The organism is Microcoleus sp. ARI1-B5 (genome assembly GCF_036705795.1).
GTDB lineage: Bacteria > Cyanobacteriota > Cyanobacteriia > Cyanobacteriales > Microcoleaceae > Microcoleus.
The window spans coordinates 70092-86059 of sequence record NZ_JAUBVK010000003.1 but is presented as its reverse complement, the minus strand read 5'-3'; the positions used below and the strand labels follow the sequence as shown (position 1 = coordinate 86059).

Genomic DNA, 15968 nt, shown 5'->3' with positions numbered 1-15968 from the left:
ACATTATTAATTTTGGTTTCGATTTTACCGGAAAGTTTTTATATGTCTAGGGGGAATGTTAATATTTTTGGCCTGGTTTTTGCCAAATTGTTTCAGGGTGAGGATTTCAGCTACGATCGCATAAATAATGCCAATGTAGTCTAACTTAATCATCTGTATCAAATTTTACTGTTTGTTTCGGGCTGCCGGTCGGGGCCCAGATGCTGCGCGATTGTCAACAAGCTTTTTAAGTGTAGGCCGACTTTACTCTTGACAAAGGTGTAATATATCTGTTCGATCGACAATGCCGAAAAGTTAACACGTTGTCGATCGCCCCAATGCCTGTGCTACCCTGTGACAACACCCTAGAGCCAAAGTTAGTCGTAGCAAATGGTTCACATTAAGCGGATCGAACTAACTAACTTTAAATCTTTTGGCGGCACAACGTCCATTCCGGTGCTGCCCGGTTTTACTGTGGTTTCCGGGCCCAACGGTTCTGGGAAGTCCAACATCCTCGACGCTTTGCTGTTTTGTCTCGGACTTTCGACTTCTAAGGGAATGCGGGCTGAACGTTTGCCGGACTTGGTGAACAGCGCCCAAAACAAGCGCGGTACGATCGAAGCTAGCGTCACGGCTACCTTTGCGCTGGAAGATGTGGGCGATGAATGGTTCGCCCAGGATGAAGATGAGGATGAGGATGAGGAAGAAAAGGCCGCGGATGATTTGTCTGTTGAAGCAGAAGACGTAGAAGCAATCGAAATTACAGAAACTGAAGACAACAACGGACAATCATCCAATCAAAAATCTCAAATCCCAAATCCAAAATCGGAAGACTTATCTGTTGAAGAAGTCGAAGAAATAGAAATCGCCACAACTCAAAATAACAACGGACAACTACTCGCTAACAATCGAAAATCTCAAATCCCAAATCCCAAATCGGACGAGTGGAGCGTGACGCGCAAACTGCGAGTAACTCGTCAAGGAACTTACACGTCAAATTATTACATTAACGGCGCACCTTGCACTCTGACTCAACTGCACGAACAACTCAACCGCTTGCGAATTTATCCCGAAGGTTATAACGTTGTTTTGCAAGGAGACGTTACTAGCATTATTTCGATGAATGCTAAGGAACGCCGCGAAATTATTGATGAATTGGCAGGAGTGGCTCAATTCGATCGCAAAATCGCTCTCGCAAGGCAAAAGCTGGATGAAGTTAAGGAAGTGGAAGAACGCAGCAGCATTGTCGAAAAAGAGCTGATTTCTCAGCGCGATAGACTTGCGAACGATCGCACAAAAGCGGAAAAATATCAAAAATTGCGGGCGGAATTCCAAGAAAAATCGCAGTGGGAAATTGTCCTGAAGTTCCGCCAGTTGCAAAAGCAAGAATGGAAACTGCGCGAACAAATCGAAACGGGCGATCGCACTTCGGCATCTCTCACCGAACAACTGCAAACAATCAGCACCCAAATTCAAGCAGCAACCGCCGAATTAGACGCGCTGAATGCTCGCGTTAAAGCTTTGGGCGAGTCGGAATTGTTGGCTTTGCAAGCAAGTATTGCCACTCAGGAAGCGGAACGGCGGCAACTGCAAAACCGCAAACAGGATTTGGAAACCACTGCTGGAAAAATGGCGGCGAACATAGCACAAACCGAGCAAGAAGTTCGGCAATTCCGGCAAAGTTTGGAGCAAATTGAGATTGAAATATCTTATGTTAAGTCTCAAATAGATACTTTTCAGGAACAGCGAGATGAAGCGCGGGAAAATTTAGATAAGAGTCGGGAAGTTGCAAATGCGATCGCCTCGACAGCAGAAGCTTGGGTGCAGCAGCAAACGGAACTCCACCGCCAAATCGAAACAATTCAGCAAACTTTGGAGCCGCAGCGCACAGAACAAGCTACTATTGGCGAAAGAGCCGATCGCCTGCAAAGTCAAATTCAAGAACAAAACCAATCGCTGCAAGTATTGGAACAGGAAATAGCAGCGAAAAAAATTCAGCAATCAAGCCTTGTGGAAACCAAAGGAATTGCTGCTTTGCAAGTAGAATCGCTGAATCAGATTTTAGTCGAAGCCGAACAAGAATTGCAACTGCAACAGGAAACTCAAACTCGTTTGCTGGAAGAACAGCGGGAAAGACAGCGCAAGTTAGATAAGCTAGAAGTGCAGTTTCAAGCCCAGCAAGAAGCCAGCGGCACGTTTACGGCAAAAATTATTGCGCAAAGCGGAATTGGCGGAGTTTGCGGCTTGGTGGCTCAACTGGGCCGGGTGGAACCGCGCTATCAGTTGGCGCTGGAAATTGCGGCGGGCGGCCGCATGGGTAATATGGTAGTGGAAAATGACAGTGTGGGGGCTGCTGCGATCGAATTGTTGAAGCAAAAACGGGCGGGAAGGATGACGTTTTTGCCTTTGAATAAGATTAGAGGCGGCAGGTTTTCGGTGAATGAAAATTTGCGGCGCGCGGCTGGGTTTGTGGATGCGGCTGTTAATTTGATTGACTGCGATTCGCGCTATCAGGAGATTTTTGCTTACGTTTTTGGCAGTACGGTTGTGTTTAGCAACCTCACTGACGCCCGCCGCTATTTGGGACAGTACCGGATTGTTACTTTGGATGGGGAAATTTTGGAAACTAGCGGCGCGATGACTGGGGGAAGTTCTGCTAACAGATCGACCTTGCATTTTGGCACGGTTGATGCTGTGGATGCTGCGGATGAAGCGCGGACAATTGCTTCTCTGCAAGAACGCCTTGAGGAAATTGAGCGGATTTTGGAACGGTGCAAAATTGCGATCGCTCGCGCTTCTGTTGCTGTCAAAACTCGCAGTCAAGAATTGATGGAGGCGAAGCAGAATTTGCGCGAACATCAGTTGCGCTTGGAACAGTTGGAGTCGGAAATTAAGAATTTGCAGGCGCAGCAGGAACAGGTGCGATCGCAAATTAGGAAAAATACTCAGGAATTGACTGATTCGCGATCGAGATTGCAGTTGCTGGAGAGAGAATTGCCCGCACAAGAAACTCAATTGCAGCAGTACCGCCAAACTTTGGCGCAGTTGGAAGAGTCGAACAGTCACAGCGAATGGCAGCAAATGCAGTCGGGTTTGCGCGCTCTGGAAGCGCAACTGCAAGAGCGCGAATTGGCCCTGAGAAACGTCCAGCAGCGCCAAGGAGACTTGCAAAATCAATTCGGGCGTTTGGAGGAGAAAATTAAGGAAGGTGGCGAGAAATTGCAGGAATGGCAAGTTCAGCAAAATGCCGGGATTGATGCTGTTAACCGCATTGTTTCGCAGCAGTTGGAACTCGACCGGCAAATTGCAGCAGAAGCGGCTGCTTTGGCCCAAATTGAGGAAAAGTTGGGCGTGGAAAAGGGCTCGCGCGATCGCGCGGAATCTCAACTGCGAGAGCAGCATTTGGCCAAACAGCAGTTACAGTGGCAGTTGCAAAAACTGCACGAAACTCAGCAAGAACGCCGGGAACAATTAGCCGCCGTCCGCACTCTCATGGAAACGCAGCGGGCGGAAATGCCCGATCCGGTGCCGTCGATTCCCGAAAATGTCGAGAAAGCCAATTTGACGGAGTTGCAGCAGGAAGTAAAGGCGATCGCCAAACGCATTCAAGCTTTAGAACCGGTGAATATGCTAGCCTTGTCCGAGTACAACCGCACTCAAGAACGCCTGCAAGAATTGAGTCAAAAGTTGACGACATTGGCAGGAGAACGCACTGAACTGCTGTTGAGAATTGAAAATTTTACCACGCTCAGGCGGCGCGCTTTTAAAGAAGCTTTTGACGCGGTTAACGAGAACTTCCAGACTATCTTTGCGGAACTTTCGGAAGGCGACGGCTATCTCCAGCTAGATGACCAGGAAGACCCCTTCAGCAGCGGCTTGAATTTGGTCGCTCACCCGAAGGGGAAACCCGTTCAGCGGCTGGCTTCTATGTCGGGAGGCGAAAAGTCGCTGACGGCGCTGAGTTTTATTTTTGCGCTGCAACGCTACCGCCCGTCTACGTTTTATGCTTTTGATGAAGTGGATATGTTTTTGGATGGGGCAAATGTGGAGCGATTAGCTAGAATGATAAAACGACAGTCTGAACAAGCCCAGTTTATTGTTGTGAGTTTGCGGCGACCTATGATTCAATCGGCTCAGCGTACAATTGGCGTTACTCAAGCGCGGGGAGCTTATACTCAGGTCATAGGACTTAAGTTGTAGTCCCGGAGTCTCTGTTGATGACCCCAGCCAAAAACGGATACCGTCCCACGTACTTAAGTCGTCGAAAGATCGAAATTTTAGACCCTAGCTCAAGCTCCCAGATTCACGGCGCTGCGAGTAAATCTAAAATTCTTCAATCTAAAATCTAAAATCGACTGACGGTGTTGAGTGATATATGTACTTAATAAATCAGGATTAAAGTTAGAATGACATCCGAACAAATTTGCCAACGCTCCGACATTCTAGGCACTCAGGTCATCACCCGCGACAGAGGTAAACGCTTGGGCGTAGTCAGTCAATTGTGGGTGGATATCGATCGGCGGGAGGTTGTGGCGATCGGTCTGCGCGATAATATATTCGCGGTCGCTGGAATGCCGAAGTTTATGTTCCTCAGCAATGTCAGCGAAATCGGCGACGTGCTGTTGGTGGAAGATGAAAGTGCGCTCGAAGATGATGTTGATGTTGAAGTCTACAGCATTTTGATTAACAGCGAAGTGATTACCGAAACCGGCGAACTTTTGGGAAGGGTGCGGGGCTTTAGGTTCGACCCCGAAGACGGTAAGTTAGTTTCTATCATCATCGCTTCCCTGGGAATCCCCCAAATCCCCGACCAAGTTCTGAGCACTTACGAGTTGGGGATTGAGGAAGTTGTCAGCAGCGGCCCGAACCGCTTGATTGTGTTTGAAGGTTCCGAAGAAAGGCTGAGGCAGCTTAGCGTGGGTTTGCTCGAGCGCGTCGGTTTGGGCCAAGCACCTTGGGAACGGGAAGAGGACGAGCAAGGCTATTATCCGAAACCGGTGGCTACGGAATATCAATTGGGCCCGGGCGTGCGGATACCTGCACCGGAAATGCGCAGCAAGGTAGCGGCGCCTGTGGTTGAGGAAGTTCCTTGGGATGAGGATTCGCAGTGGAACAGGTCGCCGGTGCGACAGCAGCAGATGCGCGCGGTGCCGCAGCCGGAGCCGATCGACGATTATGATGATTACGAAGAGGATAATTGGGGCGGCGAGGACGATTACGAGGAGGAGTACGAAGAGAAGCAGTACAGCCCTCAGGTTGCTCGCCCTAAGGAGCCTGTCGTGGTGGAGTACGAGTACGAGGATGATGTGGAGGCGGATGCTTGGGCTGACGATGAGGCGCCGAAGCCTTACCAGGCTCCTCGCGTGAATATCCCAGAGAAGACTAAGACTCCTGAATACGAGGAAGAGCCTGGTTATTAGAAATTAATCCACTGGTTGAAACCGGTGGCTTCACAGAGGAAGTCCGAGCTGAGAGGGACTGTTAGAGAACCCGCAAAAGCGGGTTTTGTTTTGATATTATGTGATGTGCACTTGATGCCTCTTCACGAGCGCGTGTTTGATCGTTCGGATTTTAGTCCTCATCTCAAAGGACTAAAGTCATTTGAGTATAATTAAATTGCATTCATTAACGAGGTAAATTATGCCGCTAACAGCAACCGAATACAAATATGTGGAATTAGATGACAAGAATGTTCCTATCATCGCCGGAACCACAATGAAAGTAATTGAATTAGTACAAGCTCATATCGCTTACGGGTGGAGTCCAGCCGAGTTGCACCTAAATCACCGGTATTTGACAATGAGCCAAATTCATTCTGCCTTTGCTTATTATTGGGATCACAAACAAGAGCTTGACGCAGATATGCAGCGCAGGTTTGAGTATGCCGAAAAGTTGCGCTTAGAGGCTGGCGAATCTGCTTTGGCTAAGAAACTGCGTGCCCAAGGACTAATTAAATGAGCATAGCGCTATATATGGACGAACATATCCACTTGGCAATTACGGTGGGGTTGCAGTTTCGGGATGTAGATGTTCTGACGGTTCAAGACGACGGTAGAACAGGTATGCCCGACCCTATTATACTCGATCGCGCTGCCGAGCTTCAGCGCGTTGTTTTTACCCAAGATGAGGATTTTTTAGCCATAGCAAACCGCCGCCAGCAAGAAGGAATAAATTTTGCTGGCGTCATCTACGCTCAGCAAAAAAGTGTAACTGTTGGTGATTGCATTCGTGACTTGGAAATCATTGCTAAGGTTAACGAACCTGAAGATTTAGCTAACTGCGTTCAGTACCTGCCTTTGTAGCAACACCAGAAATAGCGATATCCCCAGTCCGTGATATCATATCCAGTGATTTGATTTGCAATATGGTAGACGAGGCAGACTTATTAACTCGTTAAGCCGTCTTACAAAAATTATAGATATAAATTCGCTCCTGCTTTCGCTCTTTTTTCCTCCTCTGAGCCCTCTGCGCCTCTGCGGTTCATAAAAAAGCCCCTTCACAAATATATTTAATATCAGCTCTAAAAAATTGAACCGTCAATGCAGAAAACTGAAAAATCCAACAGGTATTTTAACCTATCTCTCTATACTGTTATCATCATCGGTTCATTCATAGCAGTAGGCTATAAGTTCCCGATTGGAGGCAACTTTCCCGAATTGCCACAAATCCAATCCCTGCTCAATCCTGAACTATACAAAAATGACTATCACGTTCAGGAAATGGTTAAATTCAATCCAAGATACTATTATTATCATATCATTTATTTGTTAGCAAACTTAGGGTTAAGCATCCCCTTAGTACATTTTATTTATCAATTCCTAGCATTTGGTTCAGTTATCCTAGCTTGTCGGGAAATTATCAGAATATATACTAATTCACAACTGCCAGTAGCAGCAATGACTTTCTTGTGTTTAGCTGCTTCATTTACAGATGTGGGCAACACGCTGATATTTTCTACAAAATCAGTACCGAGTACCTTCGCAATGGGTGTCGCCATCTGGGGAATTTACTTTAGTTTGCGTCAGAAATGGCTGACAGGATATTTCTTTTTTGGACTGGCTTGTTTGCTGCAATTTTTAGTCGGTTTGTTGCCGGGATTGATGATGGTTCCGGTTTTAGCGATGGAATCAGTAAGACAGCGGAAGTTCAAAACATTAATTTTGGCGATCGCACTTTTAGCAGCAATGGCAAGTATCGTTTATTTGCCAATGTTACTGACAGGTACTACCGGCACTCAAACTATTGACAATGCCGAGTTTGTATACATTCACGCACAAATACGCAATCCTCATCACATCCTCCCGTCAAATTGGAATATTTGGAGTTGGTTCAACTTTATATGTTTCATCATTGGTGGCTTACTGTGCATCCAAAATACCGATTCACTGCGTCAAGAAGACCAAATTAAATTTTATGTAATTATTAGCACCTCAATTTTTGCGCTGCTGCTAAATTACATATTTGTCGAAGTTTACCCGATGGCTTTGATTGCCAAATTACAGTTGGCTAGAACCGTACCATTTGCTCAAATAATTATATTTATTGCTGTCAGTTTGCTAGTCGAGCGACTTTACAAACAACAACAAATAGCTGTTAGTTTGCTGCTGCTAATTATCCTAACTTTACCTGAGCGAGGTATAGCATTTTTAGGATTATCCGTACTTTTATTAATTGGGAAAACTACAAAATATACACTTCCCAGACGGTACAATATTTTGCCGTGGATTTTAACAGTAACAACACTAACTTTCAGCTTAATCTATCCGCTGACTAATTCATGGGAAATAATGGGCGATCGCATAATGAGCATACCTATCCTATTCTCAATTCTTGCCTTGCCTTTCATTTTAGAAAAAACATCTATTGCTGCACCAATCAAACACATTGCCACCCTTTGTTTAGCTTTAGCATCTAGCGTCATCTTAGTTTGTGGGGTGGCCGAAATTTTACCCCAACCAATGTTAGAAATATTTCAAAGAAGAGTTAATATTAATGTAGTTCCCAGCGACGAGTTAAACAGATTAGCTTTACGCTTTTCGCAAATTAGCGGTCAAGATGCACTGGTATTAATTCCACCTTCAGTTACCAGCTTCCAGTTTTTATCTCAGAGATCTATAGTAGTTAATTTCAAGAACTTTCCCTTGACAGAAAAAGGAATCAAAGAGTGGCAAAATCGCATGGAAGCTGTTTTGGGAATTCCCTTAAACCCGCAAATGATTTGGGGAGGGAACGACTTATTCAGCCGCCGCAGCAGTGCAGATTTAGTCAAAGTAGCCAGAAAATATCATGCCGATTATATCCTGACTCGCAGCGATTGGCATCCAAAGATTGACGGAGAAATAGTAGATAAAGAAGGCAAATGGATAATCTTTAAAATCACAAATAAAACAGGTTCGTAGTAAGGACTTCAGTCCTTCTTCAGGTTCGTAGTGAGGACTGAAGTCCTTCTTCAAAATCAGAGGACTAAAGTCCTCACTACAAGCATCGATTATATATCAAAAGTTAAATATCAAAACCCGAATCATCAATAATTTCGCAAATCTGCTTGTCCACATAATCAGCAGCCACATTCCGCGCAATCAACTCAGCTAAAATTCCCAAAGAAATCAACTGTACCGACAGAATTGTACACAAAATCCCAAAAAATAACAAAGGTCGATTCCCGATAGGCCCAAAATTCATCCCCGCCAAATTCAGAAACCAAATCACAATCAAATAACTCAGCGAAACAGTCCCAACCAAGCCAAAACACAACCCCAATCCTCCAAACAAATGACCCGGTTTGTGCAAATACTGCGTCGTGGCTAACACCGTCAACAAATCAATAAAACCCCGCGCGTAGCGTTCCCAGCCATAATTCGATTTGCCGTGCTTTCGCGGATGGTGTTCGACAACTACTTCGCCAATTTTAAAACCTAAATTATTGGCTAAAGCTGGAATGTAGCGGTGCAATTCCCCGTACAATTTAATTGACTCTAAAACTTCCCGGCGATAAGCTTTAAAACCGCAATTCATATCGTGCATTTCCACCCCTGTCAGCAAACACGCAACGGCATTAAACAGCCGGGAAGGTAAAGTTTTAGAAAGCGGGTCGTTGCGCTTTTTTCGCCAACCGGAAACTAAATCAAATCCAGATTCTAAATGATGTAAGAATTTGGGAATTTCGGCGGGGTCATCCTGCAAATCGGCATCGAGAGTAAAGATAATTTTCCCTGCTGCATTGCGAAATCCTGCTGAAAGTGCGGCGGATTTGCCAAAGTTGCGGCGCATTTTAAGGGCTTTAATTAGTTTGGGATATTGGCTGGCTAAATCTGCAATTTCTCGCCAAGAAGTATCGCGGCTGCCGTCGTCTATGAAAATGACTTCGTAATTGTCTATTCCTGTTTGGGACATGACAATTTTGATTTTTTCAAACAGCATTTTGAGCGTTGCTTCTTCGTTGTGAACGGGAATTACGAAACTGAGGTCTTTTGGCATAGCTAATTTTTTAATTTTTATTGATTGATTGCTTGGGAGTTTCGCAAAGCTACCCAACCTTCGCGGTTTGTAAATGAGGCATAGGCTGTCAATAATTTATCTGTTGGCGGTGTTTGAATGTATCCTCTCCAAGCTGCGGATTCGTAGGCGGGCCCAAACAAGTTAACTAAGTCGGGGCGGGGAAATCCTGACATAGCGAAACCTCGCACTACATTTTCTTGGTTGAGAATGGCAATACATTTTACATTATTTTCGGGGTCTCCTACCCAGCCAATTACTCTGGCTGCTTTGGGTGCGAGTTTAGTTACTGTATCAAAGTATCCGGGTACTCCGTCTTTGGGTGCTGAGAGTAAATTTGGCTCTATTTTTGTGTCTAATGTTGCACAGAAATTGTGTTTTTTGATGTCTCGATTGAAGGGCACTAAGTTGTTAGTTTTTAAGGCATCGATTAACCCGACAAATGCGGCAGGTTTATTGCCTACTCTGTCTTTAATTAGGGTGATGTCGGTGATTCCTAATTGCAGTGAGAGTGCTACTAGCGGTTGATAGGTTGCTCTGCGGGCGATCGCCATTGCAGTTTCGCCACCCACCCCGTACATTAAAATCACGGCCGCTGTCACGACTGCAAACACCGGTGTCAGCCATCGTCCTTGGATTCTCGGTGTGGGCTGCAACTCGCGCACAGCAAGCACTGTGAGGACGATTGTACTCATCCAAAACAAGGCTGGGAGTGTGGCGTAGCGGGAAGCGGTGGCCTGTTCGACTCCAAATCCCGATCGGCTAACTGCGGCCATTAAAGCCGTTTGCAGCGTGTACAATTGGATAGACAGCCAAGGCAGCCAATTTGGGCGATCGACCTTTTTTACAAATAGCCAATAACCCACAAAACCCGTTACAGCTATCAAACCAATTATCCCAAATATTGAAGCAACAATCACATTTTCGCTAAATATTCCACCGAGATAAATGGGAATATATTCGAGAGTTTTCAGCGGATTGATTTTAGTTAAAGAAGGATGATTGGACGGAGTTTTATAAGTTAAAAAATAAATCCCAATCACCGCAATCGAAGCAGCCAAATACAAATAAGTTATACGCCGAGGAAACCGCAGCACAACCGCCGCCGCACACAATATCGGCCACAAAGCCAAAGGAGTGCTGTAACTAATACAGCCTAAAATGCCAAAAACAATACTACCAATAACCCACTTATTGTGTGTCCATCCCTCGTTCCCCGGCTCTGCCTGGGAATGAATATCCCGAGGCTCCGCCTCCCTCTTATCTAACAACACAGTCACATAAGATTGCAAACAAAATATCGAACAAATTACAAACAAATTAGCAATAATCCAGTGAACGCCGCTGAATCCCCGCATCCAGTTATGCGCCGCTGCTGGAGTAAAATTAAAAAGAGAAATACACAGGATGACTGAGATAAATTGTAGCGGAAAACCTCTTAAATTTAACGGCAGCAAAGCAATTAATACGTGACACTGAATCCAAGCCAAAAACCAAGCCACTAAGCACAAACCAATATTTGAGCCTTGGGTGACAACGATGTTTAAGGCATAGATGATTGCGGGAATGAAGACAAAATGCTCGTTCGCCCGAAAGATCCAATTAAAAGGATTTGTAGAGAAACCGTCTACTGAATAAAAATTCCAAGTCATCCACCAATAATCAAAATTAGACAAGTCTCCGGCTTGCGATATCAAGTACAAAATATATGAGGCTGGTATGAGAATGCCGATAACTGATGCGGCAATTAAAATATATTGTTGCTTGACTTTCATTGATTCAGACATGGGGATATTTTGAATTAATCGGGCGGGTTTAGCCCAATACAGTTCAGTTAAGCTCGATCCCCCTAACCCCCCTTCTTAAAGGGGGAACAAGAAAGCTTTCAAAGCCCCCCAACAATCAGGGGGATGCGAGGGGGATCTCCGGGGGATAAACAGCGCCCCAAAGGTACAAACTAAATGCTGTATAGCTTATAACAGATAATTCCCAAACAAAACCCGCCCTCGCGTTTTGAGGTTTACTCAAGTTTTCACTTCATTTCTTTTGCCAGCATTTGTCTGAGCCCTTGCCGCCAGTGGGGAGGATAGGTTCCCAGAAGTGCTGATATTTTTGTGGTTGAGAGGACAGAAAAAGCGGGACGTTTTGCGGGTGTTGGATATTCGGCGGTGGTGATGGGAATTACACGCTTAATTTTTAGGGGAAAGCCGAGTTTTTCTGCTTCCTCAAAAATGGCGATCGCAAAATCGTACCAACTACACACACCGCTGTTAGTATACTGGTAAGTCCCGAAATTTTCCGGTTGAAGTTGAGGAATTATCTGCGAAATTGCGGCACCTAAATCGCCCGTCCAAGTAGGACTTCCGATCTGATCTGCTACTACCCGAATTTCTTCCCTTTCCTTTCCCAACCTCAGCATAGTTTTCACAAAATTACCTTTGCCGCCGTTGCCGTAAACCCACGCGGTTCTAATAATAATGTGCCGATTTCCCGCTTTCCGAATTGCTTCTTCGCCTGCTAATTTTGACTTTCCGTAAGTTCCCAGCGGGTTCGTAGCATCTGTTTCCAGATAAGCAGAACCGCTGCTGCCGTCAAATACATAATCAGTGGAAAAGTGAATTAAACTTGCTCCCTGTTTTTCGCATTCTTCTGCAAGGATTCCGGGTGCAATGCCGTTGACTGCGTTTGCTAATTCCGGTTCGCTTTCTGCTTTGTCTACCGCAGTGTAAGCAGCGGCATTCACGACTAAATCCGGTTGAATTTCAGCCATTGCTTGACGGATGCTTTCGGGTTGGGATAAATCGACGCGAGTGCGATCGACCGCAATAACCTCTCCCGAAGATAATAAAATCGGCTGCAATTCTTGAGCTAGCTGTCCGCTGCCGCCTGCGAGTAAAATTTTCATTATCAAAAAAGTTGAGCTGTTTTCAACGTTTGTCCGGCTTGGTCTTTAGCTGATAAGATTGGTTGGGCACCATCCAGCGGCCAGTCGATCGCCAAATCGGGGTCATTCCACAGGATACACCGCTCGTGTGCCGGTGCATAGTAGTCTGTAGTTTTGTACAAAACTTCAGCAATCTCTGATACTACTAAAAAACCGTGAGCAAATCCCGCCGGCACCCAAAATTGCCGCTTATTTTCTGCACTCAGCAAACATCCCACCCACTGCCCAAAAGTCGGCGAACTTTGTCGAATATCCACCGCTACGTCAAATATTTCGCCAGCAACTACCCGCAGCAATTTGCCTTGAGGCTGCTGCATTTGGTAGTGCAAACCGCGCAACACATTTTGAGACGACTTGGAATGATTGTCTTGAACAAAATCTGCCGTCACGCCTGTTTTTTCGACAAAAGCTTGGTGATTGAAACTCTCAAAAAAGAAACCGCGATCGTCTCCGAAAATTTTCGGCTCAATTATCAAAACTTCCGGTATTTCGGTAGATATAACGTTCATAGTTTGCTGTGACAGTGATAGACTCATACTCAGTCTAGGCTATTTTACTATGAAAACTGACACATATCTCAAAAAATTGTACGCCAATCGATTTGATTCCCGACAAATGCAAGCCAAGGTTGCTCTCTGGAAAGTTTTAATTGACGAATTTTTACAAGATTATGTTCCTCCCGAATCAGCGGTTTTAGATATTGGCGGCGGCTACTGCGAGTTTATCAATCAAATTAGGGCCGAAGAAAAATGTTTGATTGACCTGAATCCCGATTCAAAGTTATTTGCTAATGCTGATGTCAAGGTGCTGAATATTGATGTGCTTAATTTGGGGAGTCACACATCTTTCACCGAACAGTTCGATCGCATTTTTATCTCTAATTTTTTTGAACACCTCCGCAATAAAGAAGAACTTGTAGAAATTATCTCGTTTTGCTTTGATGCCCTCAAGCCTAGCGGCTCACTTTTGGTTATTCAGCCTAATTTTAAATACTCTTACAAGGAATACTACGATTTTATCGACCATCAATTACCGATTACACATTTATCGCTGCAAGAGCTTTTACAAACTGTCGGGTTTGAACTTGACGTAACGATCCCGAGATTTTTACCGTTTTCGACGAAAGGCCGACCGGCCTCGCCGTTGCTGTTAAAGGTTTACTTGAAATTGCCTTTTTTGTGGCGGTTTTTGGGCGGGCAAATGTTTGTTAAGGCATCGAAGAATAGTTAGAAACGATGTCGATGAGAGTCGGCGGTTGAAACCAGGTCTACACAAACTTTCGTCGGCCTTCGCAGGCTGAAGAATAAAGCTCATTTTAATAATTCATCTACTGGAATGCTAAAACCCGGTAAAACAATTTGAGTGCTAACAACTTCCCCAGCACTAAAGATGATTCTCGTTTGTTTTGTTACTACAATAATCCATTGGCTTTCTGGATACACCAGCCAAACTTCCTCACTTCCCGATTCTAAATATTCTGTAGCTTTAGCGATTACATCTTCCGCTAAATCTGTTGGCGAAACAATTTCAGCACATAAAGGAAAACTTTGTGGCAGGACTTTCAGATTGCCAAATTGTGCTGCTAATTCCGGGGGAAGGTAGGCAACATCAGGATAGCGTCCCTGCTTATTGGTACGGCAGGGAACGTCGATATAAACTTGTCCTCCTTGTCCGCTGGAGTCTTTGTAGTTTCTCCAATAAAAGTAAAGATTTCCTTGTACCTGGCTATGCTTGAGAGTCATGCCATTTTTCTCCAATAATTCGCCATCAACCCACTCTAGGAGATCCGGTGGACTTTCCATCCATGCTTCTAAAGAGTAGGTTTTCGATGCCGGGGCGACAACTGTAGAAGTTACCATTTTTTGGGTTCTGCGTGTGGAACTTTTTTCTATGATATCAGATGCGATCGCCCTTTATACCTGTCACTTCCAAGTGTTATCATAAAAGTAACGAAGCATCAAGCATTTCCGGCTTTGGGCAATTAAGATGAATCTGCTATAAAAGGATCAGTTTGAGGACAAAAATGATGACACAAACTCAATCATCGGCCGCCCTTGCAATCAATATTCCGCCAACACTCACACTCACCGTTACCCGCGAACAGTTCATCGAATTGGCGATCGCAAATCGGGAGTTACAATTAGAACGCACAGTAACAGGAGAATTAATAGTGAATCCACCAACCGGAAGTGAGACAGGAAACAGAAACTCGGATCTAAACGGACAGCTATGGTTGTGGAACCGCCAGACTAGACTGGGTAAAACGTTTGATTCTTCTAGTGGTTTTCATCTGCCAAATGGGGCAGATCGCTCTCCTGATGCGTCTTGGGTGCGTCAAGAAAGGTGGGATACACTCACCCCAGAACAAAGAGAAGGTTTTGCTCCTATTGCTCCTGATTTCGTGGTAGAACTACGTTCTAAAAGTGACAGAATGCAGCCGCTGCGAGATAAAATGAAAGAATATATGGAAAACCAAGTGCGTTTAGGTTGGTTGATAGATCGGAAAAACCGAAAGGTGGAGATTTATCGGCCAAATCAGGAAGTGGAAGTGCTGGACAATCCTGCAAGTTTGTCCGGTGAAGATGTTTTGCCGGGGTTTGTCTTGGATTTGGCGGAAGTTTGGGGATAAAGGGCGATCGCACAAATATATACTGCGAGTTAAAACATCATGGTCAAGCGAAAGATTTTACAAGAAGGTCGAGAATATAGCTTTCGTTCGTACTTTGAATTGCCTTACGAAACCGACGAAATTTTAGCAGAATTTGATTGCTCGCTAGTGAAAGCTGAGTTATCTTTGCCACATACGCTTAGAGAACTAGAAGAAATAGCATCTCTCAAACAAAGAATTAGAACAACTTTGCCTTTTCTGAGCCTCAGCAGCGAAACAGCTAGAAGAGAATCTTTAGTAGCGCCTGTTTTGCTGGACATCGTTCGATACTGCCAATGTCAACTCAGATTTGAATATACTCTCAACGTTAATAGCTGGTTAAAGGGAAGTTTAGATTATCTCGTGCAATCCGATCGAGAGTTGCTAGTTATTGAAGCCAAAAACGACGATATGACTAGAGGATTTACTCAACTTGCTGTAGAATTAATTGCGATGTCGCACGTTGAAGAACAAAATATACTTTACGGTGCGGTGACAATGGGGGATGTTTGGCGATTTGGCAAGTTAGATCGAAGTCGGCAGACAATTTTTCAAGATGTCAATTTGTTTAGAGTGCCTGACGATTTAGAAGATTTAATTAAGATAATGGTGGGAATTTTAGAGGGTGTGGAAATTTAGGTCGAGCGCCCGCAATATTAAGCCCGATCGCCCAAATCTAATCTAATATAATATCCGGTAGATTAACCGTAATTTTTGTAGGGGCGGGTTCGCCGATATCTCTAATGAAAACCATCAATCTATTAAACCCGCCCCGCCCACCAACAATAAAAATGTACGGTGAATTTATTTGTCAAATGTTGATATAAATCATGGTGGGGATGGGGCGGGTTTATGAGATTGTTTGTAGGTTTCATAGATTGTTAGTGAACCCGCCCCTACCAG

General features: G+C 44.7%; 14 protein-coding genes. 8 read left to right on the top strand and 6 right to left on the bottom strand.

What is annotated here, in order from left to right; genetic code table 11:
* Positions 1 to 24: 24 nt before the first annotated feature.
* Positions 25 to 153: a hypothetical protein gene (locus tag QUB63_RS05605; protein ID WP_332943822.1), complete on the bottom strand. Its 129-nt coding sequence runs from the start codon at positions 151 to 153 to the stop codon at positions 25 to 27.
* Positions 154 to 369: 216 nt separating this feature from the next.
* Between QUB63_RS05605 and smc the strand changes: the two genes are divergently transcribed.
* From smc to QUB63_RS05580, 5 genes are all read left to right on the top strand, one after another.
* Positions 370 to 4179 (top strand): chromosome segregation protein SMC, encoded by a 3810-nt coding sequence (gene smc, locus QUB63_RS05600; RefSeq protein WP_332943821.1) that lies wholly within the window; start codon positions 370 to 372, stop codon positions 4177 to 4179.
* Between the two features lie 206 nt (positions 4180 to 4385).
* Positions 4386 to 5399 (top strand): PRC-barrel domain-containing protein, encoded by a 1014-nt coding sequence (locus QUB63_RS05595; protein ID WP_332943820.1) that lies wholly within the window; start codon positions 4386 to 4388, stop codon positions 5397 to 5399.
* 220 nt (positions 5400 to 5619) lie between these two features.
* Positions 5620 to 5937: a DUF433 domain-containing protein gene (locus QUB63_RS05590; protein ID WP_332943819.1), complete on the top strand. Its 318-nt coding sequence runs from the start codon at positions 5620 to 5622 to the stop codon at positions 5935 to 5937.
* Positions 5934 to 6281 carry a DUF5615 family PIN-like protein gene (locus QUB63_RS05585; RefSeq protein WP_332943818.1) on the top strand — a complete coding sequence of 116 codons (348 nt, stop codon included), beginning with the start codon at positions 5934 to 5936 and terminating at the stop codon, positions 6279 to 6281. The genes QUB63_RS05590 and QUB63_RS05585 overlap by 4 nt, the downstream gene beginning before the upstream one ends.
* A 237-nt stretch (positions 6282 to 6518) precedes the next feature.
* Positions 6519 to 8378 (top strand): DUF6798 domain-containing protein, encoded by a 1860-nt coding sequence (locus QUB63_RS05580; RefSeq protein ID WP_332943817.1) that lies wholly within the window; start codon positions 6519 to 6521, stop codon positions 8376 to 8378.
* A 103-nt stretch (positions 8379 to 8481) separates the two neighbouring features.
* On the opposite strand, the gene QUB63_RS05575 is transcribed toward QUB63_RS05580, so the two are convergent.
* From QUB63_RS05575 to rfbC, 4 genes are all read right to left on the bottom strand, one after another.
* On the bottom strand, positions 8482 to 9456 hold the full coding sequence (locus QUB63_RS05575; protein WP_332943816.1) for a glycosyltransferase family 2 protein: 975 nt from the start codon (positions 9454 to 9456) through the stop codon (positions 8482 to 8484).
* Positions 9457 to 9473: 17 nt separating this feature from the next.
* Complete coding sequence (locus QUB63_RS05570; protein WP_332943815.1) at positions 9474 to 11261, bottom strand: hypothetical protein; 1788 nt, start codon at positions 11259 to 11261, stop codon at positions 9474 to 9476.
* Positions 11262 to 11506: 245 nt separating this feature from the next.
* A complete protein-coding gene (gene rfbD / locus QUB63_RS05565; RefSeq protein WP_332943814.1) occupies positions 11507 to 12379 on the bottom strand; it encodes a dTDP-4-dehydrorhamnose reductase in 873 nt (290 codons plus the stop codon).
* Between the two features lie 2 nt (positions 12380 to 12381).
* Positions 12382 to 12927: a dTDP-4-dehydrorhamnose 3,5-epimerase gene (gene rfbC / locus QUB63_RS05560; RefSeq protein ID WP_332943813.1), complete on the bottom strand. Its 546-nt coding sequence runs from the start codon at positions 12925 to 12927 to the stop codon at positions 12382 to 12384.
* A gap of 49 nt (positions 12928 to 12976) precedes the next feature.
* On the opposite strand from rfbC, the gene QUB63_RS05555 reads away from it, so the two are divergent.
* Positions 12977 to 13648, top strand: coding sequence for a class I SAM-dependent methyltransferase (locus QUB63_RS05555; RefSeq protein ID WP_332943812.1), 672 nt, complete (start codon positions 12977 to 12979; stop codon positions 13646 to 13648).
* Between the two features lie 80 nt (positions 13649 to 13728).
* Here QUB63_RS05555 and QUB63_RS05550 read toward each other — a convergent pair whose 3' ends face one another.
* Positions 13729 to 14277 (bottom strand): Uma2 family endonuclease, encoded by a 549-nt coding sequence (locus QUB63_RS05550; protein WP_332943811.1) that lies wholly within the window; start codon positions 14275 to 14277, stop codon positions 13729 to 13731.
* Positions 14278 to 14441: 164 nt separating this feature from the next.
* Here QUB63_RS05550 and QUB63_RS05545 point away from each other — a divergent pair, with 164 nt between their 5' ends.
* A complete protein-coding gene (locus tag QUB63_RS05545) occupies positions 14442 to 15047 on the top strand; it encodes a Uma2 family endonuclease (protein WP_332943810.1) in 606 nt (201 codons plus the stop codon).
* A gap of 39 nt (positions 15048 to 15086) precedes the next feature.
* Positions 15087 to 15704, top strand: coding sequence for a hypothetical protein (locus QUB63_RS05540; RefSeq protein ID WP_332943809.1), 618 nt, complete (start codon positions 15087 to 15089; stop codon positions 15702 to 15704).
* Positions 15705 to 15968: the final 264 nt, after the last annotated feature.

What these genes read in the sequence shown, in the direction of transcription:
- QUB63_RS05605 (WP_332943822.1), bottom strand. Translation starts at nt 153, where the DNA reads ATGATTAAGTTAGACTACATTGGCATTATTTATGCGATCGTAGCTGAA.
- smc (WP_332943821.1), top strand. Translation starts at nt 370, where the DNA reads ATGGTTCACATTAAGCGGATCGAACTAACTAACTTTAAATCTTTTGGC.
- QUB63_RS05595 (WP_332943820.1), top strand. Translation starts at nt 4,386, where the DNA reads ATGACATCCGAACAAATTTGCCAACGCTCCGACATTCTAGGCACTCAG.
- QUB63_RS05590 (WP_332943819.1), top strand. Translation starts at nt 5,620, where the DNA reads ATGCCGCTAACAGCAACCGAATACAAATATGTGGAATTAGATGACAAG.
- QUB63_RS05585 (WP_332943818.1), top strand. Translation starts at nt 5,934, where the DNA reads ATGAGCATAGCGCTATATATGGACGAACATATCCACTTGGCAATTACG.
- QUB63_RS05580 (WP_332943817.1), top strand. Translation starts at nt 6,519, where the DNA reads ATGCAGAAAACTGAAAAATCCAACAGGTATTTTAACCTATCTCTCTAT.
- QUB63_RS05575 (WP_332943816.1), bottom strand. Translation starts at nt 9,456, where the DNA reads ATGCCAAAAGACCTCAGTTTCGTAATTCCCGTTCACAACGAAGAAGCA.
- QUB63_RS05570 (WP_332943815.1), bottom strand. Translation starts at nt 11,261, where the DNA reads ATGTCTGAATCAATGAAAGTCAAGCAACAATATATTTTAATTGCCGCA.
- rfbD (WP_332943814.1), bottom strand. Translation starts at nt 12,379, where the DNA reads ATGAAAATTTTACTCGCAGGCGGCAGCGGACAGCTAGCTCAAGAATTG.
- rfbC (WP_332943813.1), bottom strand. Translation starts at nt 12,927, where the DNA reads ATGAACGTTATATCTACCGAAATACCGGAAGTTTTGATAATTGAGCCG.
- QUB63_RS05555 (WP_332943812.1), top strand. Translation starts at nt 12,977, where the DNA reads ATGAAAACTGACACATATCTCAAAAAATTGTACGCCAATCGATTTGAT.
- QUB63_RS05550 (WP_332943811.1), bottom strand. Translation starts at nt 14,277, where the DNA reads ATGGTAACTTCTACAGTTGTCGCCCCGGCATCGAAAACCTACTCTTTA.
- QUB63_RS05545 (WP_332943810.1), top strand. Translation starts at nt 14,442, where the DNA reads ATGATGACACAAACTCAATCATCGGCCGCCCTTGCAATCAATATTCCG.
- QUB63_RS05540 (WP_332943809.1), top strand. Translation starts at nt 15,087, where the DNA reads ATGGTCAAGCGAAAGATTTTACAAGAAGGTCGAGAATATAGCTTTCGT.